Source organism: Pedobacter zeae (assembly GCF_014196715.1).
Taxonomy (GTDB): domain Bacteria; phylum Bacteroidota; class Bacteroidia; order Sphingobacteriales; family Sphingobacteriaceae; genus Pedobacter; species Pedobacter zeae.
The window spans coordinates 1,308,805-1,334,231 of sequence record NZ_JACIEF010000001.1; the positions used below are offsets into that span (position 1 = coordinate 1,308,805).

Annotated in this window: 26 protein-coding genes; 11 read left to right on the forward strand and 15 right to left on the reverse strand. The window is 39.7% G+C overall.

Going from position 1 to position 25,427, the window contains the following annotated elements:
• The first annotated feature begins 9 nt into the window (after positions 1–9).
• Positions 10–705 (forward strand): ABC transporter ATP-binding protein, encoded by a 696-nt coding sequence (locus GGQ60_RS05510; protein WP_183760654.1) that lies wholly within the window; start codon positions 10–12, stop codon positions 703–705.
• A gap of 116 nt (positions 706–821) precedes the next feature.
• On the opposite strand, the gene lysA is transcribed toward GGQ60_RS05510, so the two are convergent.
• Positions 822–1,994, reverse strand: coding sequence for a diaminopimelate decarboxylase (lysA, locus tag GGQ60_RS05515; RefSeq protein ID WP_183760656.1), 1,173 nt, complete (start codon positions 1,992–1,994; stop codon positions 822–824).
• 318 nt (positions 1,995–2,312) lie between these two features.
• Positions 2,313–3,626 (reverse strand): aspartate kinase, encoded by a 1,314-nt coding sequence (locus tag GGQ60_RS05520; protein ID WP_183760658.1) that lies wholly within the window; start codon positions 3,624–3,626, stop codon positions 2,313–2,315.
• A 184-nt stretch (positions 3,627–3,810) separates the two neighbouring features.
• Here GGQ60_RS05520 and GGQ60_RS05525 point away from each other — a divergent pair, with 184 nt between their 5' ends.
• The gene (locus GGQ60_RS05525; protein ID WP_183760660.1) at positions 3,811–5,547 is read left to right on the forward strand and encodes a phospho-sugar mutase; all 1,737 of its coding nucleotides are present in this window, start codon (positions 3,811–3,813) and stop codon (positions 5,545–5,547) included.
• A 193-nt stretch (positions 5,548–5,740) separates the two neighbouring features.
• Here the strand turns inward: GGQ60_RS05525 and fabF are convergent, their stop codons facing one another.
• The 4 genes from fabF to GGQ60_RS05545 all read right to left on the reverse strand — a co-directional run bounded on the left by fabF (position 5,741) and on the right by GGQ60_RS05545 (position 9,038).
• Positions 5,741–6,991, reverse strand: coding sequence for a beta-ketoacyl-ACP synthase II (fabF, locus tag GGQ60_RS05530; RefSeq protein WP_183760662.1), 1,251 nt, complete (start codon positions 6,989–6,991; stop codon positions 5,741–5,743).
• A 151-nt stretch (positions 6,992–7,142) separates the two neighbouring features.
• The gene (locus GGQ60_RS05535) at positions 7,143–7,913 is read right to left on the reverse strand and encodes an SDR family oxidoreductase (protein ID WP_183760664.1); all 771 of its coding nucleotides are present in this window, start codon (positions 7,911–7,913) and stop codon (positions 7,143–7,145) included.
• 13 nt (positions 7,914–7,926) lie between these two features.
• Complete coding sequence (locus tag GGQ60_RS05540; RefSeq protein ID WP_183760666.1) at positions 7,927–8,412, reverse strand: PaaI family thioesterase; 486 nt, start codon at positions 8,410–8,412, stop codon at positions 7,927–7,929.
• 38 nt (positions 8,413–8,450) lie between these two features.
• On the reverse strand, positions 8,451–9,038 hold the full coding sequence (locus GGQ60_RS05545) for a TetR/AcrR family transcriptional regulator (protein ID WP_183760668.1): 588 nt from the start codon (positions 9,036–9,038) through the stop codon (positions 8,451–8,453).
• Positions 9,039–9,185: 147 nt separating this feature from the next.
• On the opposite strand from GGQ60_RS05545, the gene GGQ60_RS05550 reads away from it, so the two are divergent.
• The 3 genes from GGQ60_RS05550 to GGQ60_RS05560 all read left to right on the forward strand — a co-directional run bounded on the left by GGQ60_RS05550 (position 9,186) and on the right by GGQ60_RS05560 (position 12,077).
• Entirely contained in the window at positions 9,186–10,097 is a 912-nt protein-coding gene (locus tag GGQ60_RS05550) for a helix-turn-helix domain-containing protein (protein ID WP_183760670.1), read from the forward strand.
• Positions 10,098–10,186: 89 nt separating this feature from the next.
• Positions 10,187–11,020 carry an SDR family NAD(P)-dependent oxidoreductase gene (locus GGQ60_RS05555; protein ID WP_308421184.1) on the forward strand — a complete coding sequence of 278 codons (834 nt, stop codon included), beginning with the start codon at positions 10,187–10,189 and terminating at the stop codon, positions 11,018–11,020.
• A gap of 205 nt (positions 11,021–11,225) precedes the next feature.
• A complete protein-coding gene (locus GGQ60_RS05560) occupies positions 11,226–12,077 on the forward strand; it encodes an SDR family oxidoreductase (RefSeq protein WP_183760673.1) in 852 nt (283 codons plus the stop codon).
• 208 nt (positions 12,078–12,285) lie between these two features.
• Here GGQ60_RS05560 and arsB read toward each other — a convergent pair whose 3' ends face one another.
• The 4 genes from arsB to GGQ60_RS05580 are packed head-to-tail and all read right to left on the reverse strand — an operon-like array spanning position 12,286 to position 14,718.
• On the reverse strand, positions 12,286–13,347 hold the full coding sequence (arsB, locus tag GGQ60_RS05565) for an ACR3 family arsenite efflux transporter (RefSeq protein ID WP_183760675.1): 1,062 nt from the start codon (positions 13,345–13,347) through the stop codon (positions 12,286–12,288).
• 1 nt (position 13,348) lies between these two features.
• Positions 13,349–13,768 (reverse strand): arsenate reductase ArsC, encoded by a 420-nt coding sequence (locus GGQ60_RS05570; protein WP_183760677.1) that lies wholly within the window; start codon positions 13,766–13,768, stop codon positions 13,349–13,351.
• A gap of 19 nt (positions 13,769–13,787) precedes the next feature.
• Positions 13,788–14,351, reverse strand: a complete 564-nt coding sequence (locus tag GGQ60_RS05575) for a DUF6428 family protein (protein ID WP_183760679.1) — start codon at positions 14,349–14,351, stop codon at positions 13,788–13,790.
• A 37-nt stretch (positions 14,352–14,388) separates the two neighbouring features.
• Positions 14,389–14,718, reverse strand: a complete 330-nt coding sequence (locus GGQ60_RS05580; RefSeq protein ID WP_183760681.1) for an ArsR/SmtB family transcription factor — start codon at positions 14,716–14,718, stop codon at positions 14,389–14,391.
• Positions 14,719–14,863: 145 nt separating this feature from the next.
• Here GGQ60_RS05580 and GGQ60_RS05585 point away from each other — a divergent pair, with 145 nt between their 5' ends.
• The gene (locus GGQ60_RS05585) at positions 14,864–15,277 is read left to right on the forward strand and encodes an EamA family transporter (protein WP_183760683.1); all 414 of its coding nucleotides are present in this window, start codon (positions 14,864–14,866) and stop codon (positions 15,275–15,277) included.
• A 181-nt stretch (positions 15,278–15,458) separates the two neighbouring features.
• Here the strand turns inward: GGQ60_RS05585 and GGQ60_RS05590 are convergent, their stop codons facing one another.
• Positions 15,459–17,744, reverse strand: a complete 2,286-nt coding sequence (locus GGQ60_RS05590; protein ID WP_221235882.1) for a GH92 family glycosyl hydrolase — start codon at positions 17,742–17,744, stop codon at positions 15,459–15,461.
• 576 nt (positions 17,745–18,320) lie between these two features.
• Between GGQ60_RS05590 and mnmA the strand changes: the two genes are divergently transcribed.
• Positions 18,321–19,412 carry a tRNA 2-thiouridine(34) synthase MnmA gene (gene mnmA, locus GGQ60_RS05595; protein ID WP_183760685.1) on the forward strand — a complete coding sequence of 364 codons (1,092 nt, stop codon included), beginning with the start codon at positions 18,321–18,323 and terminating at the stop codon, positions 19,410–19,412.
• Positions 19,413–19,535: 123 nt separating this feature from the next.
• Here mnmA and GGQ60_RS05600 read toward each other — a convergent pair whose 3' ends face one another.
• Both GGQ60_RS05600 and GGQ60_RS05605 read right to left on the reverse strand, forming a co-directional pair.
• Complete coding sequence (locus GGQ60_RS05600; RefSeq protein ID WP_183760687.1) at positions 19,536–19,706, reverse strand: hypothetical protein; 171 nt, start codon at positions 19,704–19,706, stop codon at positions 19,536–19,538.
• An 87-nt stretch (positions 19,707–19,793) separates the two neighbouring features.
• Positions 19,794–20,108: a hypothetical protein gene (locus GGQ60_RS05605; protein ID WP_183760689.1), complete on the reverse strand. Its 315-nt coding sequence runs from the start codon at positions 20,106–20,108 to the stop codon at positions 19,794–19,796.
• Between the two features lie 288 nt (positions 20,109–20,396).
• On the opposite strand from GGQ60_RS05605, the gene GGQ60_RS05610 reads away from it, so the two are divergent.
• Complete coding sequence (locus GGQ60_RS05610) at positions 20,397–20,759, forward strand: response regulator transcription factor (protein WP_183760691.1); 363 nt, start codon at positions 20,397–20,399, stop codon at positions 20,757–20,759.
• Between the two features lie 67 nt (positions 20,760–20,826).
• Here GGQ60_RS05610 and GGQ60_RS05615 read toward each other — a convergent pair whose 3' ends face one another.
• A complete protein-coding gene (locus GGQ60_RS05615; protein ID WP_183760693.1) occupies positions 20,827–21,522 on the reverse strand; it encodes a DUF4142 domain-containing protein in 696 nt (231 codons plus the stop codon).
• Positions 21,523–21,684: 162 nt separating this feature from the next.
• On the opposite strand from GGQ60_RS05615, the gene GGQ60_RS05620 reads away from it, so the two are divergent.
• On the forward strand, positions 21,685–21,993 hold the full coding sequence (locus tag GGQ60_RS05620; RefSeq protein WP_183760695.1) for a hypothetical protein: 309 nt from the start codon (positions 21,685–21,687) through the stop codon (positions 21,991–21,993).
• Between the two features lie 120 nt (positions 21,994–22,113).
• Here the strand turns inward: GGQ60_RS05620 and GGQ60_RS05625 are convergent, their stop codons facing one another.
• Entirely contained in the window at positions 22,114–22,965 is an 852-nt protein-coding gene (locus GGQ60_RS05625) for an SDR family oxidoreductase (protein ID WP_183760697.1), read from the reverse strand.
• Positions 22,966–23,160: 195 nt separating this feature from the next.
• Here GGQ60_RS05625 and GGQ60_RS05630 point away from each other — a divergent pair, with 195 nt between their 5' ends.
• Both GGQ60_RS05630 and GGQ60_RS05635 read left to right on the forward strand, forming a co-directional pair.
• The gene (locus GGQ60_RS05630) at positions 23,161–24,510 is read left to right on the forward strand and encodes an alpha-L-fucosidase (RefSeq protein ID WP_183760699.1); all 1,350 of its coding nucleotides are present in this window, start codon (positions 23,161–23,163) and stop codon (positions 24,508–24,510) included.
• A gap of 165 nt (positions 24,511–24,675) precedes the next feature.
• A complete protein-coding gene (locus tag GGQ60_RS05635; RefSeq protein ID WP_183760701.1) occupies positions 24,676–25,395 on the forward strand; it encodes a DUF481 domain-containing protein in 720 nt (239 codons plus the stop codon).
• Positions 25,396–25,427 lie beyond the last annotated feature (32 nt).

A 25,427-nucleotide genomic window follows, 5' to 3' on the forward strand; every position in this document is an offset into this window, starting at 1 on the left:
TCTTTTCATATGTTAGAAGCCATTGGATTAACCAAAAAGTACCAGGAGCATGTTGCGCTAAACAACCTGAATTTAAAAGTAGAAGCTGGGGAAGTATTTTGTTTGCTTGGACAGAACGGAGCAGGTAAAACCACTACCATCAACCTTTTTCTGGGTTTCACGGCAGCCAGCAGTGGCGAAGCCAGGATAAACAATATATTGGTTAGCCCTAACAATGCACAAACCAAACAGTTTTTAGCCTATATCCCGGAAGTGGTTATGCTTTATGGTCACCTGAGCAGCATAGAAAACCTCGATTTTTTTAGCCGTATTGCAGGTTACAGCTACACCATAAATGAGCTTGAAGCATTTTTGCTTAAGGCTGGTTTGCAACCCGAAGCTTTCCATAAAAGAGTAGGCCAATATAGTAAAGGAATGAGGCAAAAAGTAGGGATTGCCATTGCTGTGGCTAAAAATGCGAAGGTTATTTTAATGGATGAACCTACAAGTGGCCTGGATCCCAAAGCGACCGATGAGTTTAGCGAAATTGTAAAACAGCTTTCTCGTGATGGCAGAAGTGTTTTTATGGCCACACATGATATTTTTAATGCCGTTAATGTGGGAACCAGGATTGGGATTATGCGACAGGGAACGCTGATGCATACATTGGAAGCCAAGGATATTTCGGCCGTTGATCTTCAGAAACTGTATTTGGAGACGATCTGATTGAAAGAAAAAATCGTCATCTCGACCGGAACGCAGTAAAGCGGAGAGATCTGCCAGAATAGATTTCCCGACTTCGTTGCACTCCGCTCGAAATGACGACCTTTTTAGAATGGTAATTATATCTCGTAACTATAAACGGATCTTATCGCATCTCTTAGGTTATATTTTGATGCCATTACTTCTCCATAAGCACCTGCACTGCGGATCGCGAAAATATCGCCTCTGAATGATTCAGGTTGTTCTACTTCTTTGCCAAAACAATCGGTACTTTCACAGATTGGCCCCACTATATCATACTTAATCAAGTTTGGGGTTTGGAGTTTGGAGTTTGGAGTTTTTGAAAGATTCTCGATTTTATGGTAAGCCTGATATAAGGCTGGGCGCATCAATTCGGTCATACCTGCATCTAAAACGACAAAATTCTTCTTCTTTCCGTTTTTAATGTACAGTACCCGCGTAATTAATGAAGCCGATTGACCTACCAATGCTCTTCCCAGCTCGAAATGTACTTCCTGGCCAGGTTTAACCGTCAAAAACTCGTTAAAAATCTTAAAATAAGATTTAAAGTCAGGAATTTGGTGATCAGGATGGTAATAATCGATACCTAAGCCGCCGCCAACGTTTAATACTTTAAGGCTAAATCCTTTATCTTCAAACCATGCAGCGAATTCGTTTACCCGTACACAAAGGTTTTTATATACATCGAGGTTGGTAATCTGCGAACCGATATGAAAGTGGATACCTATAAATTTCAGGTTCGGCGAAGCGTTTAAAGTTTCAGCACACTCTGGCAGGTCCCAGGAGTTAATCCCGAATTTATTTTCGTCCAGGCCGGTGGTAATGTTGTGGTGGGTATGGGCATCAACGTTAGGATTGATGCGGATGGCAACCTGGGCAATTTTACCTTTTTTACCGGCAAGTTCGTTAAGTACTGCCAGTTCCTGGATAGATTCTACATTAAAGCAGAAAATGTCAAGATCAAGCGCTTCATTTATTTCTTTATCTGATTTGCCTACCCCGGCAAATACGATTTTTTTATTGTCGAAACCAACCTCAACGGCCCTTCTCACCTCTCCTGCACTCACACAATCGGCACCGAAACCGATTTCTTTGATCTGGTTTAACAGTACAGCATTGAAATTTGCCTTTAATGCATAGTGGATATGGAATTTATACGGAGCTGCTGCAGTGGCACAGGTGTGCAAGGTTTCCTGTAACAGATCGGTATCATAGTAGTAAAAAGGTGTTTCAATATTGTTAAACTTTGATATATCTTTATCGGCGAACATGTTCAGATTCCTTATTATAATTTTAATTTTATTCTTTGGGCTAATTTATTTAGGTAACTACCTGGATTTAAAGCATGGAAGAATTACCCGGAAGCAATACAATGGAAAAATCAGGTTTTTTATTGTTTTACTCTTTATTGTATTGTTTCTTTTATTTATCAAAAAATGAAGATAGCGGCTGCCCTATTTATTATCCTTATTCTTTCTGCAGGGTTATTCAATTCCTACAAAAAGCATAAAAATGGACTGTTACCAGCAAGCTTTTTGGCTTTTCATTTCCTGATCGGCCTGCTGGTTGTTATGGGAGCCTTTTTCCTCTTATTCGAATAAGCGGTTATGGAGGCTTCTTAATGCCTCGGTTTTATACTCGCTCAAAATCAGAAGCGATACATTATAGTTGCTTCCCCCGTAAGAAATCATACGGATCGGAATGTGTTTTAAGCCTTCCAAAACCCTGCTGGCAAAACCGTGTTTCTCCGAACCGAAATCGCCCACCACGCATACAATGCTATGGTCGGTATCGACTTCAACTGTTCCGAAGCTTTCCAGTTCTTCGATAATCTGTGGCAAATGAGCCGTTTCATCAATCGTTAATGATACGGCAACCTCCGAAGTGGTAATCATATCAATCGGGGTTTTATAGCGTTCAAAAACCTCAAAAACACGTCGTAAAAAGCCATAAGCCAGTAACATCCTGCTTGATTGGATACGGATTGCCGTAATGCCGTCTTTAGCAGCGATTGATTTAATCTTACCTTTCTCGCTGTCGTGGGTAATTAAAGTACCTGCCGCTGAAGGTTCCATGGTGTTTAATAAACGAACCGGGATTTTATATTTCTGTGCCGGGAAAACCGATTGTGGATGCAAAATCTTTGCTCCAAAATAAGCCAGCTCGGCGGCTTCGTCGAACGATAACTGGGCAATAGGTTTAGTCCCTTTCACAATCCGCGGATCGTTGTTGTGCATGCCATCAATATCTGTCCAGATCTGAACTTCCTCGGCCAGAATTGCCGCACCCAATAATGATGCGGTATAATCGCTGCCCCCACGGCGTAGGTTATCTACTTCGCCAAAACTGTTACGACAGATGTACCCCTGTGTAATGAACAGTTTATTGCCTTTATGCTGCTCAAGCAAAGGTGTTAAGTGTTTGGTGGTAAAAGGAATATCGGGTTCATTGTCTTCATCTGTTTTCATAAAATCTAGTGCTGGCAACAATACCGATGAAACACCGATTGATTTTAAATAAATATGGTATAACGTGGTAGACAATAGCTCGCCCTGTGCCAACACTACTTTTTCTTCAACTGAGGTGAAAATATCGTTCGCCAATCCGGCCAGGAAACCGAAATGATAATCGATCACTTCATTTCCCTGCTCCTGGAACCCGGCAGCAGGCAATAACTCCACAACAAAAGTTTTATATTTTTGATACAGATTTTCGACACACTCGCTTCCCTTCTTCTTATCTCCAGCTAAAAAATAATTTGCAATTTCTACTAAACTATTTGTAGTACCAGACACGGCTGATAAAACTACAATCTGCTCTTCATTTGGATTAATAATATCCAACAACTTCGTCATGCGCTCGGGACTACCTACAGAAGTACCCCCAAATTTTAATATTTTCATTTTTAATACTGGAATATGTAATTTTCTTTATTATTGTATCGGGGCGTGAAAATAAGCAAAAGCAACTTAAAAGCAACACCCTCAACAAAATAAAATTTGGATGCATAGAAATAAATGGCTTTAAACCAAACATCATCCGTTAAAATTTGTTCAACACCAGAAATTAAATTAAATAAACAGCTCAATGCAGGCAATTGACCAATCAACACAAGCCACAATCAATCAGTGGTTAACTGGAAATTATGATGAAAATACCAAGGCAGAGATACAGGCCCTTGTAGATAAAAATGCAACTACCGAATTAACTGATGCATTTTATAAAAGTTTAGAATTTGGAACAGGTGGTTTACGCGGCATTATGGGCGCGGGTTCTAACCGAATCAATAAATATACCGTTGGTACGGCTACACAAGGGCTTGCCAATTATTTGAACAACAAATATCCCGGTGAAAAAATCAGCGTAGCCATTGCGCATGATAGCCGTAATAATTCTGATTATTTTGCTAAAATTACGGCAGATGTTTTTTCGGCAAACGGCATCCAGGTTTATTTCTTTTCTGCTTTAAGGCCAACACCAGAACTGTCATTCGCGGTGCGTTATTTTGGTTGTAAAAGCGGGGTGATGTTAACGGCATCACATAACCCTAAAGAATACAACGGCTATAAGGCTTATGGTGCCGATGGCGGCCAGTTTACTTCTCCTGATGATAAACTGGTGATCGATGAGGTAAACAAAATTAAAAGTATCGACGAGGTAAAATTTGACCGTGTAGATGCCAATATCCAAGTCATTGACGAGGATGTAGATAAAGCTTACCTTGATGGCATTACTGCACTTTCTATTTCTCCTGAGGCTATTAAAAGACAGCACGATTTAAAAATTGTATACTCTCCTATTCATGGAACGGGTATCACCCTGGTACCGAAGGCGCTTAAGCAATTCGGTTTTACCAATGTAACCATTGTGGAAGAACAGAGCGAGCCGGATGGAAATTTCCCTACCGTGGTATACCCTAACCCGGAAGAAAAAGAAGCTTTAACATTAGCAATGGGCAAGGCAAAAGAAATTGATGCCGACCTGGTATTGGCAACTGATCCGGATGCTGACCGTGTAGGTATTGCAGTAAAGGATAATAATGGCGAATGGGTATTGCTTAATGGTAACCAAACCGGTAGTTTATTGATCAATTATTTGTTATCAGCCTGGCAAGACAGCGGTAAATTGGATGGTAACCAGTTTATTGTAAAAACCATTGTAACTTCCAACCTGATCGAAGAGATTGCCAAAAAGAAAAATGTAACCTATTATAATACTTTAACCGGATTTAAATACATTGGCCAGTTAATGACAGAGCTGGAAGGTAAAAAATATTTTATCGGTGGCGGAGAAGAGAGTTACGGTTACCTGATCGGCGATTTGGTACGCGATAAGGATGCCGTGGTTTCTGCTGCGTTCATTTCAGAAATGACAGCCTATTACAAAGATAAAGGTGCAAGTTTATATAATGCATTGCTGGATATGTATGTAGAATATGGCCTTTATAAGGAAGACCTGGTTTCGCTCACCAAAAAAGGTAAATCAGGTGCCGAAGAAATTAAAGCCATGATGGTTAAATTCAGGGAAAATCCGCCCGCGAGTTTAGGCGGATCGAAAGTTTCAGTATTGAAAGATTACGAACTAAGCCAGGAAACTGATTTAGCAACGAGGAAAGTAACCAAATTGGATTATCCAACTTCTGACGTTTTACAGTTTATTACCGAAGATGGCAGCATTGTTTCTGCACGTCCGAGCGGTACGGAACCAAAAATTAAATTCTATTGCAGTGTTAACGCACCTTTAGCTGACAGAAAAGATTTTGATACTGTTAATGCTCAGCTTGGAGAAAAGATTAAAGCAATAATGGCTGATTTGCAGGCATAGTTTTACTATAGTGTGTGCAAACACATTGTAAATCAAAGAATAAGCACAGATAAATAATTTTTATCTGTGCTTTTTTGTATCATTTCATTATTCCTTTAGGATAGCTGTCAGATGAGGGACAACCATAAGGAACCGTTACAAAAAAGGCCCTAGTATATACTAAGGCCTGTCAATCAAATTAATGTATAAGCTACTAAGCTTTATACTTTTTAAAAATAGTACTTGCCGTATGCCCACCGAAACCAAAAGTGTTATTCAGCACATAATTAATTTCTTTTTTAATCGGTTCAGCCAATACTATGTTTAGTCCTTCCGGAATATTTTCGTCAAGATTTTTAGTGTTAATGGTAGGCGGAATTACATTATCCCTGATGGATAAAACACTGATTAAACTCTCAACGGCACCGGCAGCCCCTAATAAATGACCTGTCATGGATTTAGTTGCACCAATTACCACAGGTAGCCCATTAAAAACAGTATTAATCCCCTGTAATTCACTTAAATCGCCTAATCCGGTTGAAGTAGCATGAGCATTAATATAATCGATTTTATCTGCAGTAATGCCAGCATCGTTCAACGCTTTTGTCATTCCCAGAGCAGCACCTATCCCATCAGGTGGCGTTCCGGTAAGGTGATAGGCATCTGCAGCCATTCCACCACCAACAATTTCAGCATAAATATGCGCACCACGTTGTAAAGCATGTTCCAGCTCTTCTAAAACCAGGGCCCCAGCACCTTCGCTCATCACAAATCCATCCCTGTCTTTATCAAACGGTTTAGATGCGCCTTTCGGATCTTCATTATTTTTAGATAAAGCCTGGGCTGCATTAAATCCACCGACTGATGATTTGGTCAGAGCCGCTTCCGAACCACCTGCGATCATGACGTTTGCCTTACCTAAACGAATGGTATCAAATGCATTAATAATTGCAGTATTTGATGAAGCACATGCCGAAACCGTACAATAATTTGGTCCGCGTAGTTTATGGCGGATAGAAATAGCACCGGCGGCAATATCAACAATCATTTTCGGAATGAAATAAGGGTTAAACCGCGGCGTTCCGTCTCCGGCATGAAATTCTTCCAGTTGCGATTCAAAAGTACCGATACCGCCGTTCCCTGTTGCCCAGATTACCCCAACTTCGGCTAGCTGATCGTTGCTCATATTGCCGAAATCCAATCCTGCATCTTTTATCGCCTGATCGCTCGAGCCAATCGCATATTGGGTAAAAAGGTCGTACTTTTTAATTTCTTTTTTCTCCAGGTATTCTTCAGGATTAAAATCCTTTACTTCGCCTGCAAATTGCGTTTTAAATTTAGCCGGGTCAAATTTTGTAATCGGGCCAATACCGCTTTTACCAGCTAAAATCTGTTGCCAAAACTGCTCAACAGTATTGCCAAGCGGGGTTATAGCGCCCAAACCTGTTACTACTACTCTTTTCATTTTATTTTTTTTAGTCACGAAGCTCAAATAACCACACAATGTAATAAGTTTGATCATTTGAGCTTTTTACACTTATTGCCGCGAAAGTAAACATTCCTGCGGTGAAAAATGTCATAATAAAAGCAAAGGAAATCCTTGCCTGATTTTAAGGTTAATGCTGAATAGCATCAATCGCAGCTTTTCTGCTCGCATTCATTACATTTAAAGCATCAATGGGCGACTGCCTGAACAATTCGTAAATCTTTGCCGTATCGCCTACCCTGATTTCATATTCGTCATTGGCCAATGCAGCCAATAAATCATCTGCTACAACAGATGGTTTGATACCATTGTGTCCACCGATTTCTTTTGAAAATTCAGTATCTACCAACGGAGGCATCAATTCGAAAACCTTTACAGGAGTTTCTTCTAAACTTAATCTTAATGAAGTACTATACGAATGAAGTGCGGCTTTACTGGCTGCATAAGTAGGCAAACTTATTCCCGGAACATAAGCCACAATTGATGAGACATTAACAATTGCAGATGATTCCTGTGCTAACAAAACAGGCAATAACTTTTGGTTAATCCTGATGATTGATAAATAATTGGTTAACATTTCATCTTGCGCATTAGTAAAAGCATCCTGGTTTGGATCGGCCAGATTGTAAAGAATTGCCCTACCCGCATTATTGATCACGATATTCAATTGAGGAAATTCAGCTTTGATTCGGTTTACCAACTGCTCTACATCATCAGCTTTGCTCACATCAGAAAGAATAGTCGTTACATTTTGTAATGATGCAGCTGCCGCATCCAGCCTGTTTTGGTTTCTGCCGGTAATAATGACATGATTATCCAGAGCGGTTAACTGTTTTGCAATTTCTAAACCGATACCAGCTGTTCCGCCGATCAATAAAACGGTATTTTTTGAAGTTTTCATTTTTTATATTTTTTTAAAATTTTAAGATTAAACAGGTGCTCACCGCGTGAGCGTAAACTGCATTATTTTCATCAAGCAATTGGGCTTCTATCAATGCGGTCCGGCCACCCAGGTTGATCACCTTACCCAGGGTTTTTAGTTTGCCGGTTTTTATGGTAATGGCTTTCAGGAAATTTACCTTCAGCTCTAAAGTGGTATAGCCTTTACCGGCAGGTAAAAGCGAATGGACCGAACAGCCCATAGCCGAATCTAAAATAGCAGTGATTACCCCACCATGCACGGTGCCGATCGGGTTGTAGTGAAATTCCTGAGGTGTAAATTCAAAAACTACGTTTCCCGCTTCAATCTGGCTAACACTAAAGTCTAATGTATACAGAAGCGGTGGCAAAGGAAGTTTATGATCGCTCATGGCCTGTAAATAAGCAATTCCATCCATCTTCATGGCTTCTTTTGCGCCCTCCATGGGGTCGTTCCAGGTGATTGTTCTGCTTCTTTTCATATTAAAATACCAATCGGTATATTTTTGGTTAAAATTTTTTAGCTCAGGCTGTTCACGTATTTTTTTAACGAATCCATAATTAAATCCCAATGTGAAGGCTTTGCTGTTAACCTGGAGATCATAATTCCGCCTTCTATTATGGCAATAACCGTGAGCGCAACCTGCTCCGGATTGTGATCTGCACTGATTTCTTTGTTAGCAATACCCGTTTCAATCAGTTTAATAATCTTATTTTTCCAGCCCATCACTGCCTTTACTGCTCTCGCTCTTAGTGCCGGATGGGTATCATCGGCGTCAATGGCGGTATTTAAAATCGGGCAGCCACCTTCCGTTACTGTGCCGCTAAGAAAATTTTGATAAATCATGATGTAAACCAATAATTTCTCTTTGATGCTGGCCTGTTTATCCATTTCAGCGTCTATCCTGGATGAGACTGTTTTTAGGTTATAATCGAAAGCAGCCAGGGCTACTTCATCCTTATTGGCAAAATTTCCATAGATACTGCCTTTGGTTAAACCAGTAGCCGCAGTTATATCATTTAAAGAAGTACCTGCATAACCTTTCATATTAAAAATGGGTGCTGTTTTCTCTACAATGAAATTTCTGGTTTTTTCTGCCTTGGTCATGATCATTTAAAATTGACGAAGCAAATATATACCAATCGGTATATTAAATGCAACTATTTTTATCATCGCAATCTCCTTTTCATGGTAACCCTTGCTTTCATTATTGGTATAAATTTGTATTCCGTTTGAATTTTGTAACTTTGATGCATGAACAAGCCAGAAACCATTGAAGATTTTTATCAGAACAAATTTAAATTCCTCCCGGATAACCTGCAGAATGGCGTAGGCCATTTTAATGTTTTTAAACTGGAAGATTGCTTGCGCGATGATACTAAGCCAATGAGTTATAACCGCAGGGATTATTATAAAATCTGTCTTACGCGCGGACATAATGTTTACCACTATGCCGATAAGAGTATCGAGATTAACGGCACGGCTTTAATTTTCTTCAATCCGCTGGTGCCCTATACCTGGGAGCTTGCAAGTGGCAAACAAAGTGAGGTAACAGGCTATTTCTGTATTTTTACCGAAGCTTTTTTTACTGAAAAGATCCGTGGAAACATTGGCGATCTGCCGATGTTTACGCCTGGCGGGAAACCTGCATACATCCTGAATGAACAGCAGGACAGGCAGATAGAGGCAATTTTTGCTAAAATGTTTGAGGAAATTAATACCGATTATATTTACAAATATGATCTGCTCCGCAACTATATAACAGAAATTACCCATTTTGCATTAAAAACAGAGCCATCGGAGAATTTATTCAAACACACCGATGCCAATACCAGGATCACTTCTGTTTTTACCGAATTACTGGAACGACAATTTCCAATAGAAACCACCAGTCAGAGGTTTACCATGCGCTCGGCCAAAGATTATGCGTCGCAGCTTTCGATACATGTAAACCACTTAAACCGTGCAATAAAAGAAACTACAGGTAAAACGACTACCCATTATATTACGGAACGTTTATTAAGTGAAGCAAAAGCTTTACTGAAGCATACAGACTGGAACATATCAGAAATAGGTTATTGCCTCGGATTTGAAGAACCTACTCATTTCAACAACTTTTTCAAAAAGCTGACCAACCACACTCCTACTTCTTATCGAATTGTTTGAATTTCGTAATCATTGGTTTGATTAACGTAATAAAATAAATTCATTGGTACCCTAATTTTGTCTTAACAAAAAAGGATAAAACTATGGGCATGAAAAAAGTTTGGTTTATTACCGGGGCATCAAAAGGCTTGGGATTAAGTTTGGTAAACCAATTGCTTAAAGCTGGCCAATCTGTTGCGGCCACTTCAAGAAATATTGATGAACTTAAGAAAGCAGTAAATGCAGATGCGGGAAAATTTCTTCCACTGGCCGTTAACCTGGCTGATGAAAAAAGTGTGGAGGAAGCAGTAAAAGCCACTATTGCAAAATTCGAAAGGATTGATGTGGTGATCAATAATGCGGGCTATGGTATCGGGGGAAGCATTGAAGAATTGACTGATGCCGAAACACGCACTAGTTTTGATGTTAATGTTTTTGGAACACTAAATGTGATCAGAAAAGTTACCCCCTATTTAAGGGCACAACGGGCCGGTCACATCATTAACATTGCATCAATTGCGGGCATCGCTGGTGCAACCGGTTGGGCCATATATGCTGCAACTAAATCGGCGGTAATTGCTTTGTCGGAAGTATCGGCCGAAGACCTTAAGGAATTTGGTATAAAGGTAACGGTTGTGGCTCCCGGTGCATTCAGAACCAGTTTCTTAACCCCCGATTCGTTAATTTTGGCAGCCAACCCTATTGCCGAATATGAAGAAGTACGGGCGATACACAGCAAATACCTGAAAATGGATGGTCAGCAGATCGGTGATCCTGAGAAAGCTGCCGCTGCCATGATCTCGTTAGCCAGTATGCCAAACGCACCGGTTCATTTACTGTTAGGTAACGATGCTTTCCAGAGGGCAAGTAACAAGATAGAAGCTTTAACAAAAGAGTTTCAGGATTGGAAAGCCATCACGATTTCAACCGATTTCGACAATTAATCAGATGCTAAAAGCGAATTAGTAAGCGAAAAAAGGTTGTTTCGTAACTACAGAATTGTCATTCGAAGCCTTGTTGAAGGAACTGCCATAAAATGTCTAAAGTGTTTTTGTCAGGCTCAGTAAAGGCCGAGCTCAACGTGACAAATTCTCAGATAAACTTCAGGATTCAACCCCGATAATTCATTTCATTCTAAAAAACAATATCATGAAAAATCAAAAAGTATGGTTGGTAACCGGCGCATCAAAAGGCCTGGGACTTACCTTAGTAAAAACATTATTAAACAATGGCTTTAATGTAGCCGCAACTTCAAGAAATTTAAACGATTTAATCAAAGCGGTAGGTGAAAATGAAAACTTCTTACCTTTAAGTGTTGATTTAATCGACGAAAGCAGTGTAGAAACAGCAGTTAGCCAAACCATCACCAAATTTGGCCAGATAGATGTGGTAGTAAACAATGCGGGCTATGGCATGCTTGGTGCGTTGGAGGAGTTAAGCGATAAGGAATCGCGTCAAAATTTCGATGTGAACGTTTTCGGTTCCTTAAATGTGATCAGAAAGGTGCTTCCACAGTTACGAAAACAACAATCTGGGCATATCTTTAATATTTCATCCATAGGTGGCTTTTCAGGCAATTTCCCGGGTTTCGGCATTTATTGCGCCACTAAATTTGCGGTAGCTGGCTTTACCGAATCGCTGGCTGCTGAAGTAAAATCAATGGGAATTAAAGCAACAGTTGTAGAACCGGGTTATTTCAGGACTGCATTTTTAACTGAAGGATCTTTAGCTGTGCCAAATGCACCGATTGAGGCTTACAAAGAAGTACGCGCATCGCAGGCCACACACCAGAACGACATCAATAACCAACAGCCCGGCGATCCGGCCAAAGCAGCTGAGGTGATTATTGAAGCTGCAAAAAGCGAAAATCCACCGCTCCATTTATTTCTTGGACCTGATGCTTACCAGGTTGCCGATGCAAAAATTGCAGATGTACAGAAAGATATGGCCAATTGGAAATATTTAGCAACTGCCACCAATTTTGATGAGGTGAATGCTTAAAATTTGAAACTGTCGCCGTCACAAAATCCAATTGCTAAAATTGAATAATTAAATGATGACAGCCGCCCAGTGATCGTCATTTCGAGCGGAGTGCTACGAAGCCGAGAACCCGAAGGCTCAGCGAAGCTAAATCTACCAAAAGGGATCTCTCCCCGCCCGTTTAGGGGCGGGCATTTCGCCGCACTTCAGTCGAGATGACGATTATCTTCTAACTGAAATATCTCTTCCTGATCCCTTTCGCTAAATTTACCAAAGCAATTAGAGCAGGAACCTCTACCAAAGGGCCAATTACACCGGCAAATGCCTGGCCTGAATGGATACCGAATACACCAATGGCTACAGCAATAGCCAATTCGAAGTTGTTTCCTGTAGCGGTAAAAGCAATAGCGGTACTTTTGCTATAATCAGCGCCAAAATATTTACCTGTGAAGAAACTGATTACAAACATTATCACAAAATAAATGATTAAAGGTAAGGCGATCCTCAACACGTCGAGCGGGATCTGTACAATCAGTTCTCCTTTTAAACTGAACATCACCACAATGGTAAATAGCAAAGCAATTAGCGTTACAGGCGAAATTGCAGGAATGAAGATTGTGCGGAACCATGTTTCTCCCTTCCATTTAATGAGGATTTTTTGACTTAAAATGCCTAATACAAACGGAATACCCAGGTAAATGCCTACGCTTTTTGCAATCTCTAAAATTGAAATTGATACCATTAAACCTTTTAAACCAAATACAGGTGGCAAAATGGTGATAAAGAAATAGGCGAATACACTGTACAACAATACCTGAAAAATACTGTTGAGGGCAATCAAACCGGCAGCATATTCGCGGTTTCCGTCTGCCAGTTCATTCCACACTACCACCATTGCTATACATCTTGCCAGGCCGACCATAATTAAACCAACCATGTATTCGGGATAAGCATGTAAAAAAATAATCGCCAGAAAAAACATTAAAAATGGGCCAATAACCCAATTTAAAATCAAAGAAACTCCTAATACCCTGGTGTTTTTGAATACTTCGCCCAGATTTTGGTAATTCACTTTTGCTAAGGGTGGGTACATCATCAGCATTAATCCGATTGCTAAGGGAATGTTTGTGCTCCCACTGGAAAAAGAATTGATCAAAACAGCAGAGGAAGGAAATAAAAAGCCCAGTGCTACTCCTAAAAGCATCGACAAGAAAATCCAGATCGTTAAATACCGGTCCAAAAAACCTAGCTGTTTCCGTTCAGCTACCGGAGTACAATTATTTGCCGACATCTTATTTTTTTAAATTTTCATTTACAAAATTCTCGATGTAAGCTTTAACCAAATCTCTCGTACTTCTGAATTGTGCCATAATTTCTGCTTCAGTACCTACGGCTTTGGCCGGGTCGGGAAAGTTATGGTGGAGTTTTATTGCCTGAGTTGGAAAATACGGACAATTTTCTTTGGCATGATCGCATACGGTAATCACATAATCGAAAGGAACATCAATATATTCTTCGATGTTGTTAGACGTTTGCCCGGAAATATCGATTCCATCTTCGGCCATTATTTTTATAGCCCTCGGGTTAACGCCATGCACTTCGATACCCGCGCTATAAATTTTTGCGCTGTTTTGAGCAAAGTATTTTAAATACCCCTCTGCCAGTTGACTCCTGCAACTGTTACCGGTGCAGAGTACCAACACATTTTTCATTGATATAAATTTTAAGTAATTAACAACAACCACTGCCCGGTGTACAGCTATTTTGACCGGCTGCCAGGTTTACCAATTCGATCTTTCTTTTTACAGGTTGTGCAGGTGCACAACATTCTTCACCTGCTGCAGTAGTACCACAACTTCCACCGCGGTTTATCGCCTTACATTGTGTGGCATCGGGCGTCAGGTTTATGATCAGATTGTTTCCATCAGCTTTAAATTCACCAGGATACATCTGCCTGGTATCAAATTCAGAATTGCCGAATTCAATTTTCACAATCCCGGTTGGGCTTAACAATATTTTGCTTTCTACCAACTCAATGATCGATAATGCTTTTTTAACCTGCATGGCCCTGCCTTCTTCCGCTTCGGCCGGCTCCCATAACTGAACAATAATTTCTGTCCAGGTATTCATTACACCTCCACAATCTACAGAGGTAATTGGCGCTTGTTTAATTTCGGTAATGTGGTAATTGGCATTTACCCATTTACCGGTAGCATATTGGAACTGCAGTGACGATTCGGGATGTTGTTGAAGTTTAGCTTTGAAGCTGCTCCAATCTAAAAATGTATTGATCATAATATTGCAATTTAACGATTAATTGATGTAAAAAATTTTAACAGCAGTTTTGTTCGCCTTTGTATGATGAGAAGAAACCCTCCAACTGGTTTTGGAGCAATTTCCACATTTTAGGTTCTATACAATAACAAACGCTTACCCCTTCAATAGTGCCTTGTATAATGCCGGCATTCTTAAGCTCCTTTAAGTGTTGTGAAATGGTTGCCTGCGCTAAACCCAATTCGTCGACCAGATCGCCACAAATACAGGTGTTGGATTTGAGGATACGCTGAAGAATGGCTATCCTGGCCGGATGCGCCATCGCTTTTAGTAAAGCTGCCATCTGATTCTGCTCTTCCGTAAAGATTTCAGTTTTGGTAAGTCCCATAATTTATATCGCAATATTACGATAGATAATCCGGATATCAAAATTTATATTTAATTAAATTGATTCAAACCCGTTAAAAAATTCCTGGGATAAGAAGCTTTACTTCATACGTAAATATTTTGTATTTTGAATTAAAAATTAAATCATGTGGAAATTTTATGCAATACTTTCTGCTGTGTTTGCTGCTGCCACAGCCATTTTAGCTAAAGTTGGGCTAAAAGGTGTAAATGGAAATATGGCAACAGCCATCAGAACTATAGTCATTCTTTTTATAGCCTGGGGCATTGTTTTAGCAACCGGAGAAATTTCCCAGCTTAAAAATTTGAGTAAAAACAACCTGATATTTCTGGGATTATCTGGATTGGCAACAGGATTATCATGGATTTTCTATTTTAAAGCCCTCGAAACGGGAAATGTTTCTAAAGTAGCTCCGATTGATAAATTAAGCGTAGCGATTGCAATGGGCCTGGCTTTTCTGATCTTAAAAGAACCCATTGATGCTAAAACATTAATTGGTGGCAGTATGATTGTAGCCGGTAGTCTGGTGATTTTGCTTTGAAGATTTGGTGCTATCTTTTATCATTAAGCATTACTGAATAAGTTAATTTAAGGTTAATATTCCGAAATCGGCAGTACCGGAGTATATTATAGCTTTTGACTATCAACCATCGACTAATGAACCATAAAACAAAACGCCGGCTACTATGGCCGGCGCATTTGTGGTACAGGATGAGAAGAAATTATTTTTTAGGTTTTGCGCTCATGTAAAAAGTAAGCTTTCCACCGTTGGTGATATCTGCGTGTTTAATTTTATGATCGGTAATTTCTTTTCCGTTCAATAAAACCTTCTCTACGTAAATATTTTTATCACTTTGTTTAATGGCTTCAACCGTAAAGGTTTTACCGTTTTCCAGATTAATTACGCCATGGTTTACCAATGGGCTACCTAAAGCGTATACATCAGAACCTGGTGCTACCGGGTAAAAACCTAATGAAGAGAACATGTACCAGGCGCTCATTTGTCCGCAATCATCATTTCCGCCTAAACCATCAGCAGTAGGTTTATACTGCATGTTTAAGATGTGGCGAACCTGGGCCTGTGTTTTCCAGGGCTGATCGGTCCAATTGTAAAGATATACAATGTGGTGCGCAGGTTCATTTCCATGTACATAACCACCAATTATGCCTTCGCGGGTAATATCTTCAGTATGCGCAAAAAACTCATCAGGTAAATGCATGGTGAACAAAGTATCTAAACGCATGGCAAATTTCCTTTTACCACCCATCAGATCGATCAGCGAGGCCGGATCTTGCGGCACGAAAAAACTGTAGTTCCAGCTGTTTCCCTCAATAAAACCCTGCCCCTCGGTATCTTTTGGATCAAATGACTTTTTAAAAGTACCATCAGACAATTTCGGACGCATAAACCCTGAAGCACTGTCATAGTTGTTTTTCCAGTTGTTTGAACGTTTAATAAATTCGTCGTAAATATCCATACGGTTCAATTTCTTCGCCAATTGCGCAATCGACCAGTCATCGTAAGAATATTCCAGGTTATTGGAAACCGAAATTCCCGATTTTTCGGCAGGGATGTAACCTTTATCCATGTAATAGCCAATTCCTTCATAATCGCGATGTTTAGCTGTGGCAACGCAGGCATCCAACGCTTTATTGGCATCACCGGTATAAGTGCCTTTAATAATGGCATCAGAAATTACCGAAACACTGTGGTAACCACTCATACACCAGTTATCGTTGGCATAGTGCGACCAGATCGGCAACATGTGCAGGCTGCTTTGATCGTAATGTGCCAACATTGATTTCACCATATCGTTACTACGTGAAGGCTGTGTAATATTAAAAAAAGGATGTAGTGCACGATAAGTATCCCAAAGAGAGAACGTGGTGTAATTGGTGAAACCGTCTGCTTTATGTATTCCCTGATCTAACCCCTTATATTCACCGTTTACATCCGTATAGGTGGTCGGATTAATATTGGCATGATATAAAGCCGTGTAAAAGTTTATTTTATTATCGTTAGAAGTGCTTACCTGAATTTTGTTCAGTTCTTTGTTCCATGTTGCCTGTGCCTGTGCTTTTACTTTCTCAAAATCCCAGCCCGAAATTTCTGCACGCATATTCTGCAAGGCATTTTCCTGGCTAACCGGCGATAAAGCAAATTTAATTTTGATCTTCTCTCCTTCCTGCGTATCAAAATCAAAGAACATTTTTATTTTTTTGCCTGCAATTTCCGGGAAGTTCTGTTCCTGGTTAAATTTACCCCAAAATCCCCTGTATGCCTGTTTAGGATCATAACTTTTACGGCCGTAGCTTTTAAAAGGTTTAGAGAAACTCATTGCAAAATATACAGTTCTTGTTCTGGCCCATCCATTGGTTTGACGGTAACCGGTAACCAGGGTATCGTTTACCACCCGAACGTAAGTCCACACGGTTTTATCTTCGTAATTGTAGATACCTGCCATTAAATCGAGGATAATGTGCGACTGATCAGATTTAGGGAAAGTATACTGGTGCATGCCTACCCTTGTGGTTGAGGTCAGTTCTGCCGTGATGTTATCGTCATCGAGCTTCACCCTGTAATAACCTGCCTCAGCAACTTCATTGGCATGCGAATAGGCAGAACGGTAGCCGCCCTTAGGATTTGAGGCCACTCCGGGATTTAACTGTAATTTACCCTGCGTAGGCATAATAAGAAAATCGCCCAGGTCAGAATGACCAGTGCCGCTAAAATGGGTATGACTAAAGCCTGTAATGGTTTTATCTTCGTACTTATAGCCTGCACAATATTTATATACATCACCATTATATTTGCCATTTACCTCGTAAGATAAAGTATCCGTTTCAGGGCTTAACTGCACCGCACCAAAGGGAACGGTTGCTCCGGGGTAAGTATGCCCCATTTTTGAGGTGCCGATAATGGGCTTCACATACTGCACCAGGTTCTGCTGTGCCGATGCCATCATCGATGAAAGCAAAAGACAAGGCAGGAAAACTTTTTTGATCATATTGGTTTAAAATTAGCTTGTTTTGTTGAAAATTCTAAGGTATAAATTTATCTTCAAATATGCATAAATCACAAGACTAAAACGTTTAAGTAAAATAAAAAATACATTTTAGATTCCTGAAGATACATTTTATTGCGGTATCACAGTCTGCAGATTTGAAAAACAGTTTCTGCGGTTCGTGGATTGCAGCAATCCCAACTCCTGCTTAATCCGTATTGAATATGTTTTTCAATTGAAACTGATCTTTAAATCGGGATAACATGGCCGCCCGGGTTTATCGAATTCAATACCATCGTTCTTTTTACAGAAAACCCCGCAGATTTATGCCCCTGACTTTTGTTCAATAAACCTGATAGAACGGAAAACCCGGAGCGAAGTATGAGTGAGGATTTGTAGTGATAGCAGGACTACAGGCCGCCATTAAGGCAGAACCGCTCATTTTCAAAAAAATATTAACCTCCTTAGCACTCCTTTTTATAAACTACCTCATTTAGTAACCGCTTTTTACAAGTAACTGACTTCCTTTAAATAATTTCAGCTAAATAAACCTTATTTTTGCATCCTTATATTTTTAAGATGAGTAAACACGGTAGAATTCTGGTTGCCATGAGTGGCGGGGTTGATAGTTCGGTAGCGGCTGTAATGTTGCATGAGCAGGGTTATGAAGTTATTGGTTTAACTATGAAGACCTGGGATTATGCCAGTTCTGGCGGTAGCAGTAAAGAAACCGGCTGTTGCTCTTTAGACAGCATCAACGATGCACGTACACTTGCTGTAAACTATGGTTTTCCGCACTATATTTTGGATATACGTGATGAATTTGGCGATTATGTAATCGATAATTTTGTGGATGAATACCTTGCCGGAAGAACGCCTAACCCCTGCGTATTGTGCAATACCCATATTAAATGGGAGGCACTTTTGAAACGTGCCAATAAACTCGACTGCGAATTTATAGCCACCGGACATTACGCCAACATCCGCCAGCAAGATAACGGGCGTTATGTAATTTCGAAGGGAAAAGACGAAAACAAAGATCAGTCTTATGTATTGTGGGGTGTTTCCCAGGAAAACCTCTCCAGAACGAAATTCCCTTTAGGTAGTTTTGCCAAATCTGAAATCAGGCAGATGGCCCTGGATATGGGACAGGAAGAACTGGCCAAAAAATCGGAGAGTTATGAAATCTGTTTTGTGCCTGATAACGATTACCGGGCATTCTTAAAGCATAAGGTGGAAGATTTAGAAGACAGGGTTGCCGGCGGAAATTTCATTTTAAGCAATGGAATGGTAGTTGGACAGCACAAGGGTTATCCTTTTTACACCATAGGGCAGCGTAAAGGCCTGGGCATAGCATTCGGCGAGCCAATGTTTGTAACCCAAATCCTTCCCGAAAGCAATACGGTAGTTTTGGGCCGGGCTGAAGAACTGGAACGTAAAGAAGCGATGGTACGCAATATAAACCTGGTTAAATATGCCAGTATTGAGGAGCCCATGAATGATGTTATTACAAAAATACGTTACAAAGATGCGGGCATGCTAAGCACTATAGTACAGGAAAAAGATAAAATGCGCGTAGTGTTCGATCATCATGTTTCGGCCATTGCTCCCGGTCAATCGGCTGTATTTTATGAAGGCAATGATTTATTGGGCGGTGGCTTTTTAGTATAATAGACTTTATCTGTACAGCCTCCTGAAAGCCGGGACAGCGACCGGAAAAACAAAAAACGAGTTATCAAATGACAACTCGTTTTTTTTTATTAAAAATTTTTAGATATCGGAATGTGATCAGAGTTATTGGGAGTATTTCTGGTCATTTATATCAGCGATATACCTATCAATGGCATCAATCAAAAGTTCGTAAAAAGGATTTGCTTTTAGAATCAACATATAACCATAAAAGATTTCATCATTATACCTGGTATCTTTTTTCAGGTGAACAATATCTCCTGAATATTCTTCCATGATACCCTTTACTAAAAACTATACTTCTATGCCTAGCCAGCTTATCAAACGACAAACAAGCGATTTAGTTTTACAATTAAAACAAAGTTATTCACTCCCTTTAAAAATATTAATGGCAGCGGTTTTCCATGGGATATAACCTAAATTACCACAAATTTGGGCCACAAAATCCTCTACTTCTTCCGGAACATCATTAACTACACGCCACCTGATTTTATATTTGGGATTATAGCTGATATAAACCACCAAATCATCATTTCGTTGCCCAATTGCATGTAATTGCTGTAAATGGATATCCTGTAAATCTGCCGCAGCGATCCTCAATCTCTCATTCATGATCTTGCCTAATGAAAGATCCGGTCTAAAATCTGTTTCGAATATGGCTAAAACGGTAACGGTCATAAAAAATCAACTATATCAGCAAGTAAACCAGGCCAAAAACCTGTGTCTGAATTCTTCAATTAATACGAAATTATCTTTGAGATATTTCCGTATCCTGTCTCTCTGAAAGCAAATTTATACTAAAAAAATTAGTATCAAAATAAATTTTCATATTTTTTTAGTGAATATCAAAATTAGAGAAACCTATGACATGGGCAACTGGGCAGGTTAATAACCCTGGTTTTGTGAATAACTATCTTAAACATCTGACAGCTAGGCGAGTTATGTAAATATTAATGTATAAAGCTTATGAAAAAGTGCATTTATGTAGTAGAGGATAATCCCAGCATCAGAGAGATCATCGAATTTTTGTTAATTGAAGAACTTTACGAGGTAAAGACCTGTCCAACCATTAGCGATTTCTGGCTTGAAATGAACAAACATCTGCCAGATATGGTAATTCTAGACATTATGTTGCCTGATGGCAGCGGACTGGACATCTGTAACAGGTTAAAGCAAAATATTAAAACACATCGTATTCCGGTGATGATGATGTCGGCCAATAACCATTTGAACGCCGTTAAGGCAAAATGTGATGCGGAAGATTTCATTAACAAACCTTTTGACCTGAACGATTTTGCCAGCAGGATTGAAAGGTATCTGGCAGCTTAGTCTTTGGCCGAATGAAATGATTAGCCAATTTACTCATAAAATGGCCTATTTCTTTCGGGACCAAGCCCTATTTACCGGATTTGCCAGCCAATGCACTTGCCTGCTTTAAATGCTTTTTGAGTATAGGTAAATATTTTCCGGCATATGCTTTAATGTCAGCATCTGACGATTGGGAAGCTTTTTCAAACAAATAAACAGCTTTTTGATGATCTGAAACCATCATTTCCACATAAGCTTTATCAAATGAACTTCCTCTTAGTTTTTTTAACTGGTCAATTGCCTGAATTACTTCAGCTTCTGTTGTGCCGCTAACTGTTTTTTTTGCCAAACCACTGTTTCCTGCTTCACCTTCGGCATTCCTGGTACGGGAAGTATCTTTCATATTTTCAGGAGATGAATCAACCCTGCCATCCGGCCTTTGCCCGCCGTCGGGAGTGCTCATAGGCAGCGCCACTTTTTTAAGTTTTGCCAATGCCCTTAATTCTTCATTGGCTTTGTTATGGTCATCAACCATCATCTGGCCATATGCCTTAATATTTCTATCTGTTGCTTTATCTGCAGAAAGTTTTCCCGTTAAAACCTCTTTCATTCCTGCAATTGCTGCCTGTTGCAAAAATTGTGCAGCAGTTAAGGTATCTTGTGGGTGAGTATGCTCAGTTAAGGTTGGATAAAGCCAATCGGCTTTAGCAATTACATTAAATGAAGTAGCTGAAATAATCATTCCCACTACTGCTATTTTTCTGGTTTTAAAACGGTTTTTCATAACGATTAATTAAGTGTAACGCATTAATAGAACCCGGTTGGCATTTAAAAAGTTTGGATAAAGCTGATTATTTAAAACCATACCACAACAGGATCTGAGATTTTAAATTTCTACTAAACTTAATTCAATTTCGTCCTGTTCTATTATTAAAAAACATATACTATGGAAAATCAAGAAAACAACCAACCGGAAGAAGAAATTCAGAATATTGAACAATTTCAGATCAACCGCTCTCAGGGAAATGCGGCTGATGGACATGCACCAGAACCTGATAGCGACAATGACTATACTGAAGATGAGGTACCTTTTGCCGATGGCAAGGGAACACAATTAGATGAGGAAATTGAGTATCCTGAAGATGGAGAAGATGATGATGAACAGGAGGAAACAGATGACTACAATGAATCTGACATCGAAGAATTGGACAAAGACCCCAATGCTTATGATGAGGAAGATAGCGAAATGCTTTAAACATTTCTCATGTTACGAAAAATGCCAGGCTTATCATTGTCTGGCATTTTTATTACAATATCGTATAAAATAGCTATAAACAAGGAATTGACCCAATATCATTTCCTATCTTCAGCGAAATTACCCGTTTACCACTTCGCCTCCGTTAACATGTATTACCTGCCCCGTAATAAAAGAAGCATCATCAGAAGCTAGAAATACATAGGACGGCCCAAGTTCTGAGGGCTGCCCTGCCCTTTGCATTGCCGTTTCAGAACCGAACGATTTTATTTTTTCCTGATCAAAAGTAGATACAATGAGCGGTGTCCACACGGGGCCCGGTGCCACAGCATTCACACGGATACCTGTTTTGGCCAGATTGGTAGCCAACGAACGGGTAAAAGAAGTGATTGCTCCTTTAGTTGATGAATAATCGATCAGGTTTGGCGAAGAACGGTAAGCTGTTACCGAAGTGGTATTGATGATGGTATCGCCCGCCTTTAAATACTCCAATGCTTCGTGTGCAAAATAAAAATAGCCGAGTATGTTGGTACGGAAGGTATCTTCCAATTGTTTATCGTCGATCTTTTTGGGATCTTTCTCCGGAACCTGCATCCCGGCATTATTTACCAGAATATTGATCTTCCCAAGTGTTTTAACTGTTGTTTCTACTGCTTTTTTGCAAAATGCCGGCTTTTTAACATCTCCTTTAATCAATAAGCACTTTTTACCTTCAGCTTCAACCATTTTTTGCGTTTCTTTCGCATCGATGTCCTCGTCCAGGTAAACAATGGCAACATCGGCGCCCTCCCTGGCAAAATGTACTGCTACCGAACGGCCAATCCCACTGTCTCCTCCGGTAATCAGTGCTACCTTATCATTCAGTTTACCTGCCCCCTTATAGGTTGCTTTAATTACTTCAGGTCTCGGATCCATCATGGCTTCTATCCCGGGTTGTTTATTTTGTTTTGCAGGTGTTTTTTGAGTTTTCATGGCTTTTTCTATCTAATTATGTTCTACGCAATACTGATCTTTAAACAAGGCTAACTTCTTCAAAGTTTTAGGAACTTCAATCTTATCCATTAACATTTAAACCAATTTAACTTAATATTTTGCTCATATTCCATCATTTTGAAAGGATATACCTCAGTAAATTAGGCCATTAAATGCTAACCAAAAGAATTTGAAATGAGAAAAACAATTTTATCTGCTTTGCTCCTGCTGGGCTTAACCTTACCTGGCCTGGCCCAAAAACGATTAGGCAATGAAACCGCCTCCCAAAAAACCAAAAGAATGGAATGGTGGACAGATGCCCGCTTTGGCATGTTTATCCACTGGGGACTATATGCACTGCCAGCCCGCCACGAATGGGTTAAAAGCAATGAACGCATTACCGACGAAAACTACCAGAAATATTTTGAACAGTTTAATCCCGATTTATTCGACGCTAAAAAATGGGCAAAAGAAGCTAAAGCGGCGGGAATGAAATATGCCGTACTCACTACCAAACACCATGAAGGCTTTACCTTATTTGACAGCAAATACACCAATTATAAAGCCACCAATACGCAGGCCAAAAGAGACCTGGTAAAAGAATTTGTTGAAGCTTTTCGTGCTGAAGGGATTAAGGTAGGTTTTTATTATTCGCTTATCGATTGGCACCACCCTGATTTTACAGTTGACAGGTATCATCCTTTAAGGCCAAATAAAGATAACGACGATGAATATGCAGCACTGAACAAAAACAGGGACATGGCTAAATATCGTAAATACCTGTACGATCAGGTAACGGAACTGTTAACCCGGTATGGAAAAATCGACATTCTTTGGGCCGACTTTTCATACCCTGGTAAACACGGTAAAGGCCGTGACGATTGGGGTTCGGTAGCCTTGCTTAAGCAGATCAGAAAGTTGCAACCCCAAATTATAGTAGATAACCGTTTAGATCTTAATGATTACGAAGATGGTACGGATTTCGAAACACCTGAACAGGTTGGTACGAAAGAACTGGAAAAATACCGTGGAAAAGTTTGGGAAACCTGCCAGACCTTTTCTGGATCGTGGGGGTATCACCGTGATGAAAATACCTGGAAAAGCAATAGAAAATTACTGGATCTATTAATTACTTCGGTGGCCAATGGAGGTAATTTATTGCTTAATGTTGGTCCCACCGCCCGCGGTGAGTTTGATAACCGGGCTAACATTGCTTTAGATAGCTTAAGCCTTTGGATGCACGCCAATTCGAAATCTATTTACCATTGTACCTTTGCACCGGAAGAATTTAAAGCGACTGAAGGAACAAAACTCACCTATAATAAAGACACCAGAAAATTATATGTACACCTGTTCGAATATCCAAATACCGGTTACATTACACTGGATGGATACAAAAACCAAGTAAAATACGCTCAGTTTTTACATGATAACTCTGAAATACAAATTGATAATGAAAAATCTGCTGGAAACTCACTTGTATTAAAACTACCTAAGAAAAAGCCCGATTTCCAAATTCCGGTAATTGAATTGGCACTGAAATAATCTACCTATATTCATCAGCAAGTTGACCGTATAAGGAATTCAACTTGTATTTGTCACGTTGAGCTCAGTACAAACTGAGTTTAACGTGATAACTTAGATGTGAGATTACCATTTGAGATCCAAGCGCTGACTAAACATATTGATGGTAATAAATGTTAACGTTTTATGAAGTTGACTGTATTGCCATTTTTCTTTTTCCTATGCTGCTTTAAATTATATGCCCAATATACGGATAGCACCAACCATCATGTTGTACTCACTTCAACCGGATCCATTAACCACGCCAATGAAGACCGTGCCTATTTATTAAACAATGCGCTTAATTTTGGCATGAAAAAGAAAAGTTTTGTTCTAAATTCCACTACCGCATGGCTTTATGGCAAACAGAACAGTGATTTAACCAATAACGATTTTTCTACCACATTAAACTTTAACCTGTACAAAACCTTTCCGCATTTTTATTACTGGGGTTTGGTGAATTACAACACGAGTTATTCATTAAAATTAAAAAACCAATTGCTGGCGGGAGGCGGTATTGCCTATAGCATATTAGATAAACCTAACGCCTATATTAACCTGAGCGATGGTGTATTATTTGATCAAAGCAGCCTGATTGCAGGCGATAGCTACCACACTTACCGGAACTCATTAAGGTTACAGTATCATTTTGCCATAAAAGAACTGATTACAATTGATGGAAATCATTTTTTGCAAAATGCTTTTGATAGACAAGGTGATTATATTATCCGCTCAACCACTACACTTGGATTAAAACTTCGTAAATGGATAAGCCTCACCACTGCATTGAATTATAATAAACTTAATATTACCCGTAGCGAAAACCTGAACCTCACGTATGGATTAACGCTCGATAAGTATTTTTAGAACGCTAGGAATCATCAACGAAATCTTGAATC

Bases quoted from the DNA above. Each gene is read 5' to 3' on its own strand.
- GGQ60_RS05510 (WP_183760654.1), top strand. From the start codon at position 10: ATGTTAGAAGCCATTGGATTAACCAAAAAGTACCAGGAGCATGTTGCG.
- GGQ60_RS05635 (WP_183760701.1), top strand. From the start codon at position 24,676: ATGAAGTTGACTGTATTGCCATTTTTCTTTTTCCTATGCTGCTTTAAA.
- lysA (WP_183760656.1), bottom strand. From the start codon at position 1,994: ATGTTCGCCGATAAAGATATATCAAAGTTTAACAATATTGAAACACCT.
- GGQ60_RS05630 (WP_183760699.1), top strand. From the start codon at position 23,161: ATGAGAAAAACAATTTTATCTGCTTTGCTCCTGCTGGGCTTAACCTTA.
- arsB (WP_183760675.1), bottom strand. From the start codon at position 13,347: ATGTCGGCAAATAATTGTACTCCGGTAGCTGAACGGAAACAGCTAGGT.
- GGQ60_RS05625 (WP_183760697.1), bottom strand. From the start codon at position 22,965: ATGAAAACTCAAAAAACACCTGCAAAACAAAATAAACAACCCGGGATA.
- GGQ60_RS05535 (WP_183760664.1), bottom strand. From the start codon at position 7,913: ATGAAAACTTCAAAAAATACCGTTTTATTGATCGGCGGAACAGCTGGT.
- GGQ60_RS05580 (WP_183760681.1), bottom strand. From the start codon at position 14,718: ATGGGACTTACCAAAACTGAAATCTTTACGGAAGAGCAGAATCAGATG.
- mnmA (WP_183760685.1), top strand. From the start codon at position 18,321: ATGAGTAAACACGGTAGAATTCTGGTTGCCATGAGTGGCGGGGTTGAT.
- GGQ60_RS05540 (WP_183760666.1), bottom strand. From the start codon at position 8,412: ATGAAAAGAAGCAGAACAATCACCTGGAACGACCCCATGGAGGGCGCA.
- GGQ60_RS05550 (WP_183760670.1), top strand. From the start codon at position 9,186: ATGAACAAGCCAGAAACCATTGAAGATTTTTATCAGAACAAATTTAAA.
- GGQ60_RS05570 (WP_183760677.1), bottom strand. From the start codon at position 13,768: ATGAAAAATGTGTTGGTACTCTGCACCGGTAACAGTTGCAGGAGTCAA.
- GGQ60_RS05545 (WP_183760668.1), bottom strand. From the start codon at position 9,038: ATGACCAAGGCAGAAAAAACCAGAAATTTCATTGTAGAGAAAACAGCA.
- GGQ60_RS05620 (WP_183760695.1), top strand. From the start codon at position 21,685: ATGGAAAATCAAGAAAACAACCAACCGGAAGAAGAAATTCAGAATATT.
- GGQ60_RS05610 (WP_183760691.1), top strand. From the start codon at position 20,397: ATGAAAAAGTGCATTTATGTAGTAGAGGATAATCCCAGCATCAGAGAG.
- GGQ60_RS05590 (WP_221235882.1), bottom strand. From the start codon at position 17,744: ATGATCAAAAAAGTTTTCCTGCCTTGTCTTTTGCTTTCATCGATGATG.
- GGQ60_RS05585 (WP_183760683.1), top strand. From the start codon at position 14,864: ATGTGGAAATTTTATGCAATACTTTCTGCTGTGTTTGCTGCTGCCACA.
- GGQ60_RS05600 (WP_183760687.1), bottom strand. From the start codon at position 19,706: ATGGAAGAATATTCAGGAGATATTGTTCACCTGAAAAAAGATACCAGG.
- GGQ60_RS05525 (WP_183760660.1), top strand. From the start codon at position 3,811: ATGCAGGCAATTGACCAATCAACACAAGCCACAATCAATCAGTGGTTA.
- GGQ60_RS05615 (WP_183760693.1), bottom strand. From the start codon at position 21,522: ATGAAAAACCGTTTTAAAACCAGAAAAATAGCAGTAGTGGGAATGATT.
- GGQ60_RS05555 (WP_308421184.1), top strand. From the start codon at position 10,187: ATGAAAAAAGTTTGGTTTATTACCGGGGCATCAAAAGGCTTGGGATTA.
- GGQ60_RS05560 (WP_183760673.1), top strand. From the start codon at position 11,226: ATGAAAAATCAAAAAGTATGGTTGGTAACCGGCGCATCAAAAGGCCTG.
- GGQ60_RS05575 (WP_183760679.1), bottom strand. From the start codon at position 14,351: ATGATCAATACATTTTTAGATTGGAGCAGCTTCAAAGCTAAACTTCAA.
- fabF (WP_183760662.1), bottom strand. From the start codon at position 6,991: ATGAAAAGAGTAGTAGTAACAGGTTTGGGCGCTATAACCCCGCTTGGC.
- GGQ60_RS05605 (WP_183760689.1), bottom strand. From the start codon at position 20,108: ATGACCGTTACCGTTTTAGCCATATTCGAAACAGATTTTAGACCGGAT.
- GGQ60_RS05520 (WP_183760658.1), bottom strand. From the start codon at position 3,626: ATGAAAATATTAAAATTTGGGGGTACTTCTGTAGGTAGTCCCGAGCGC.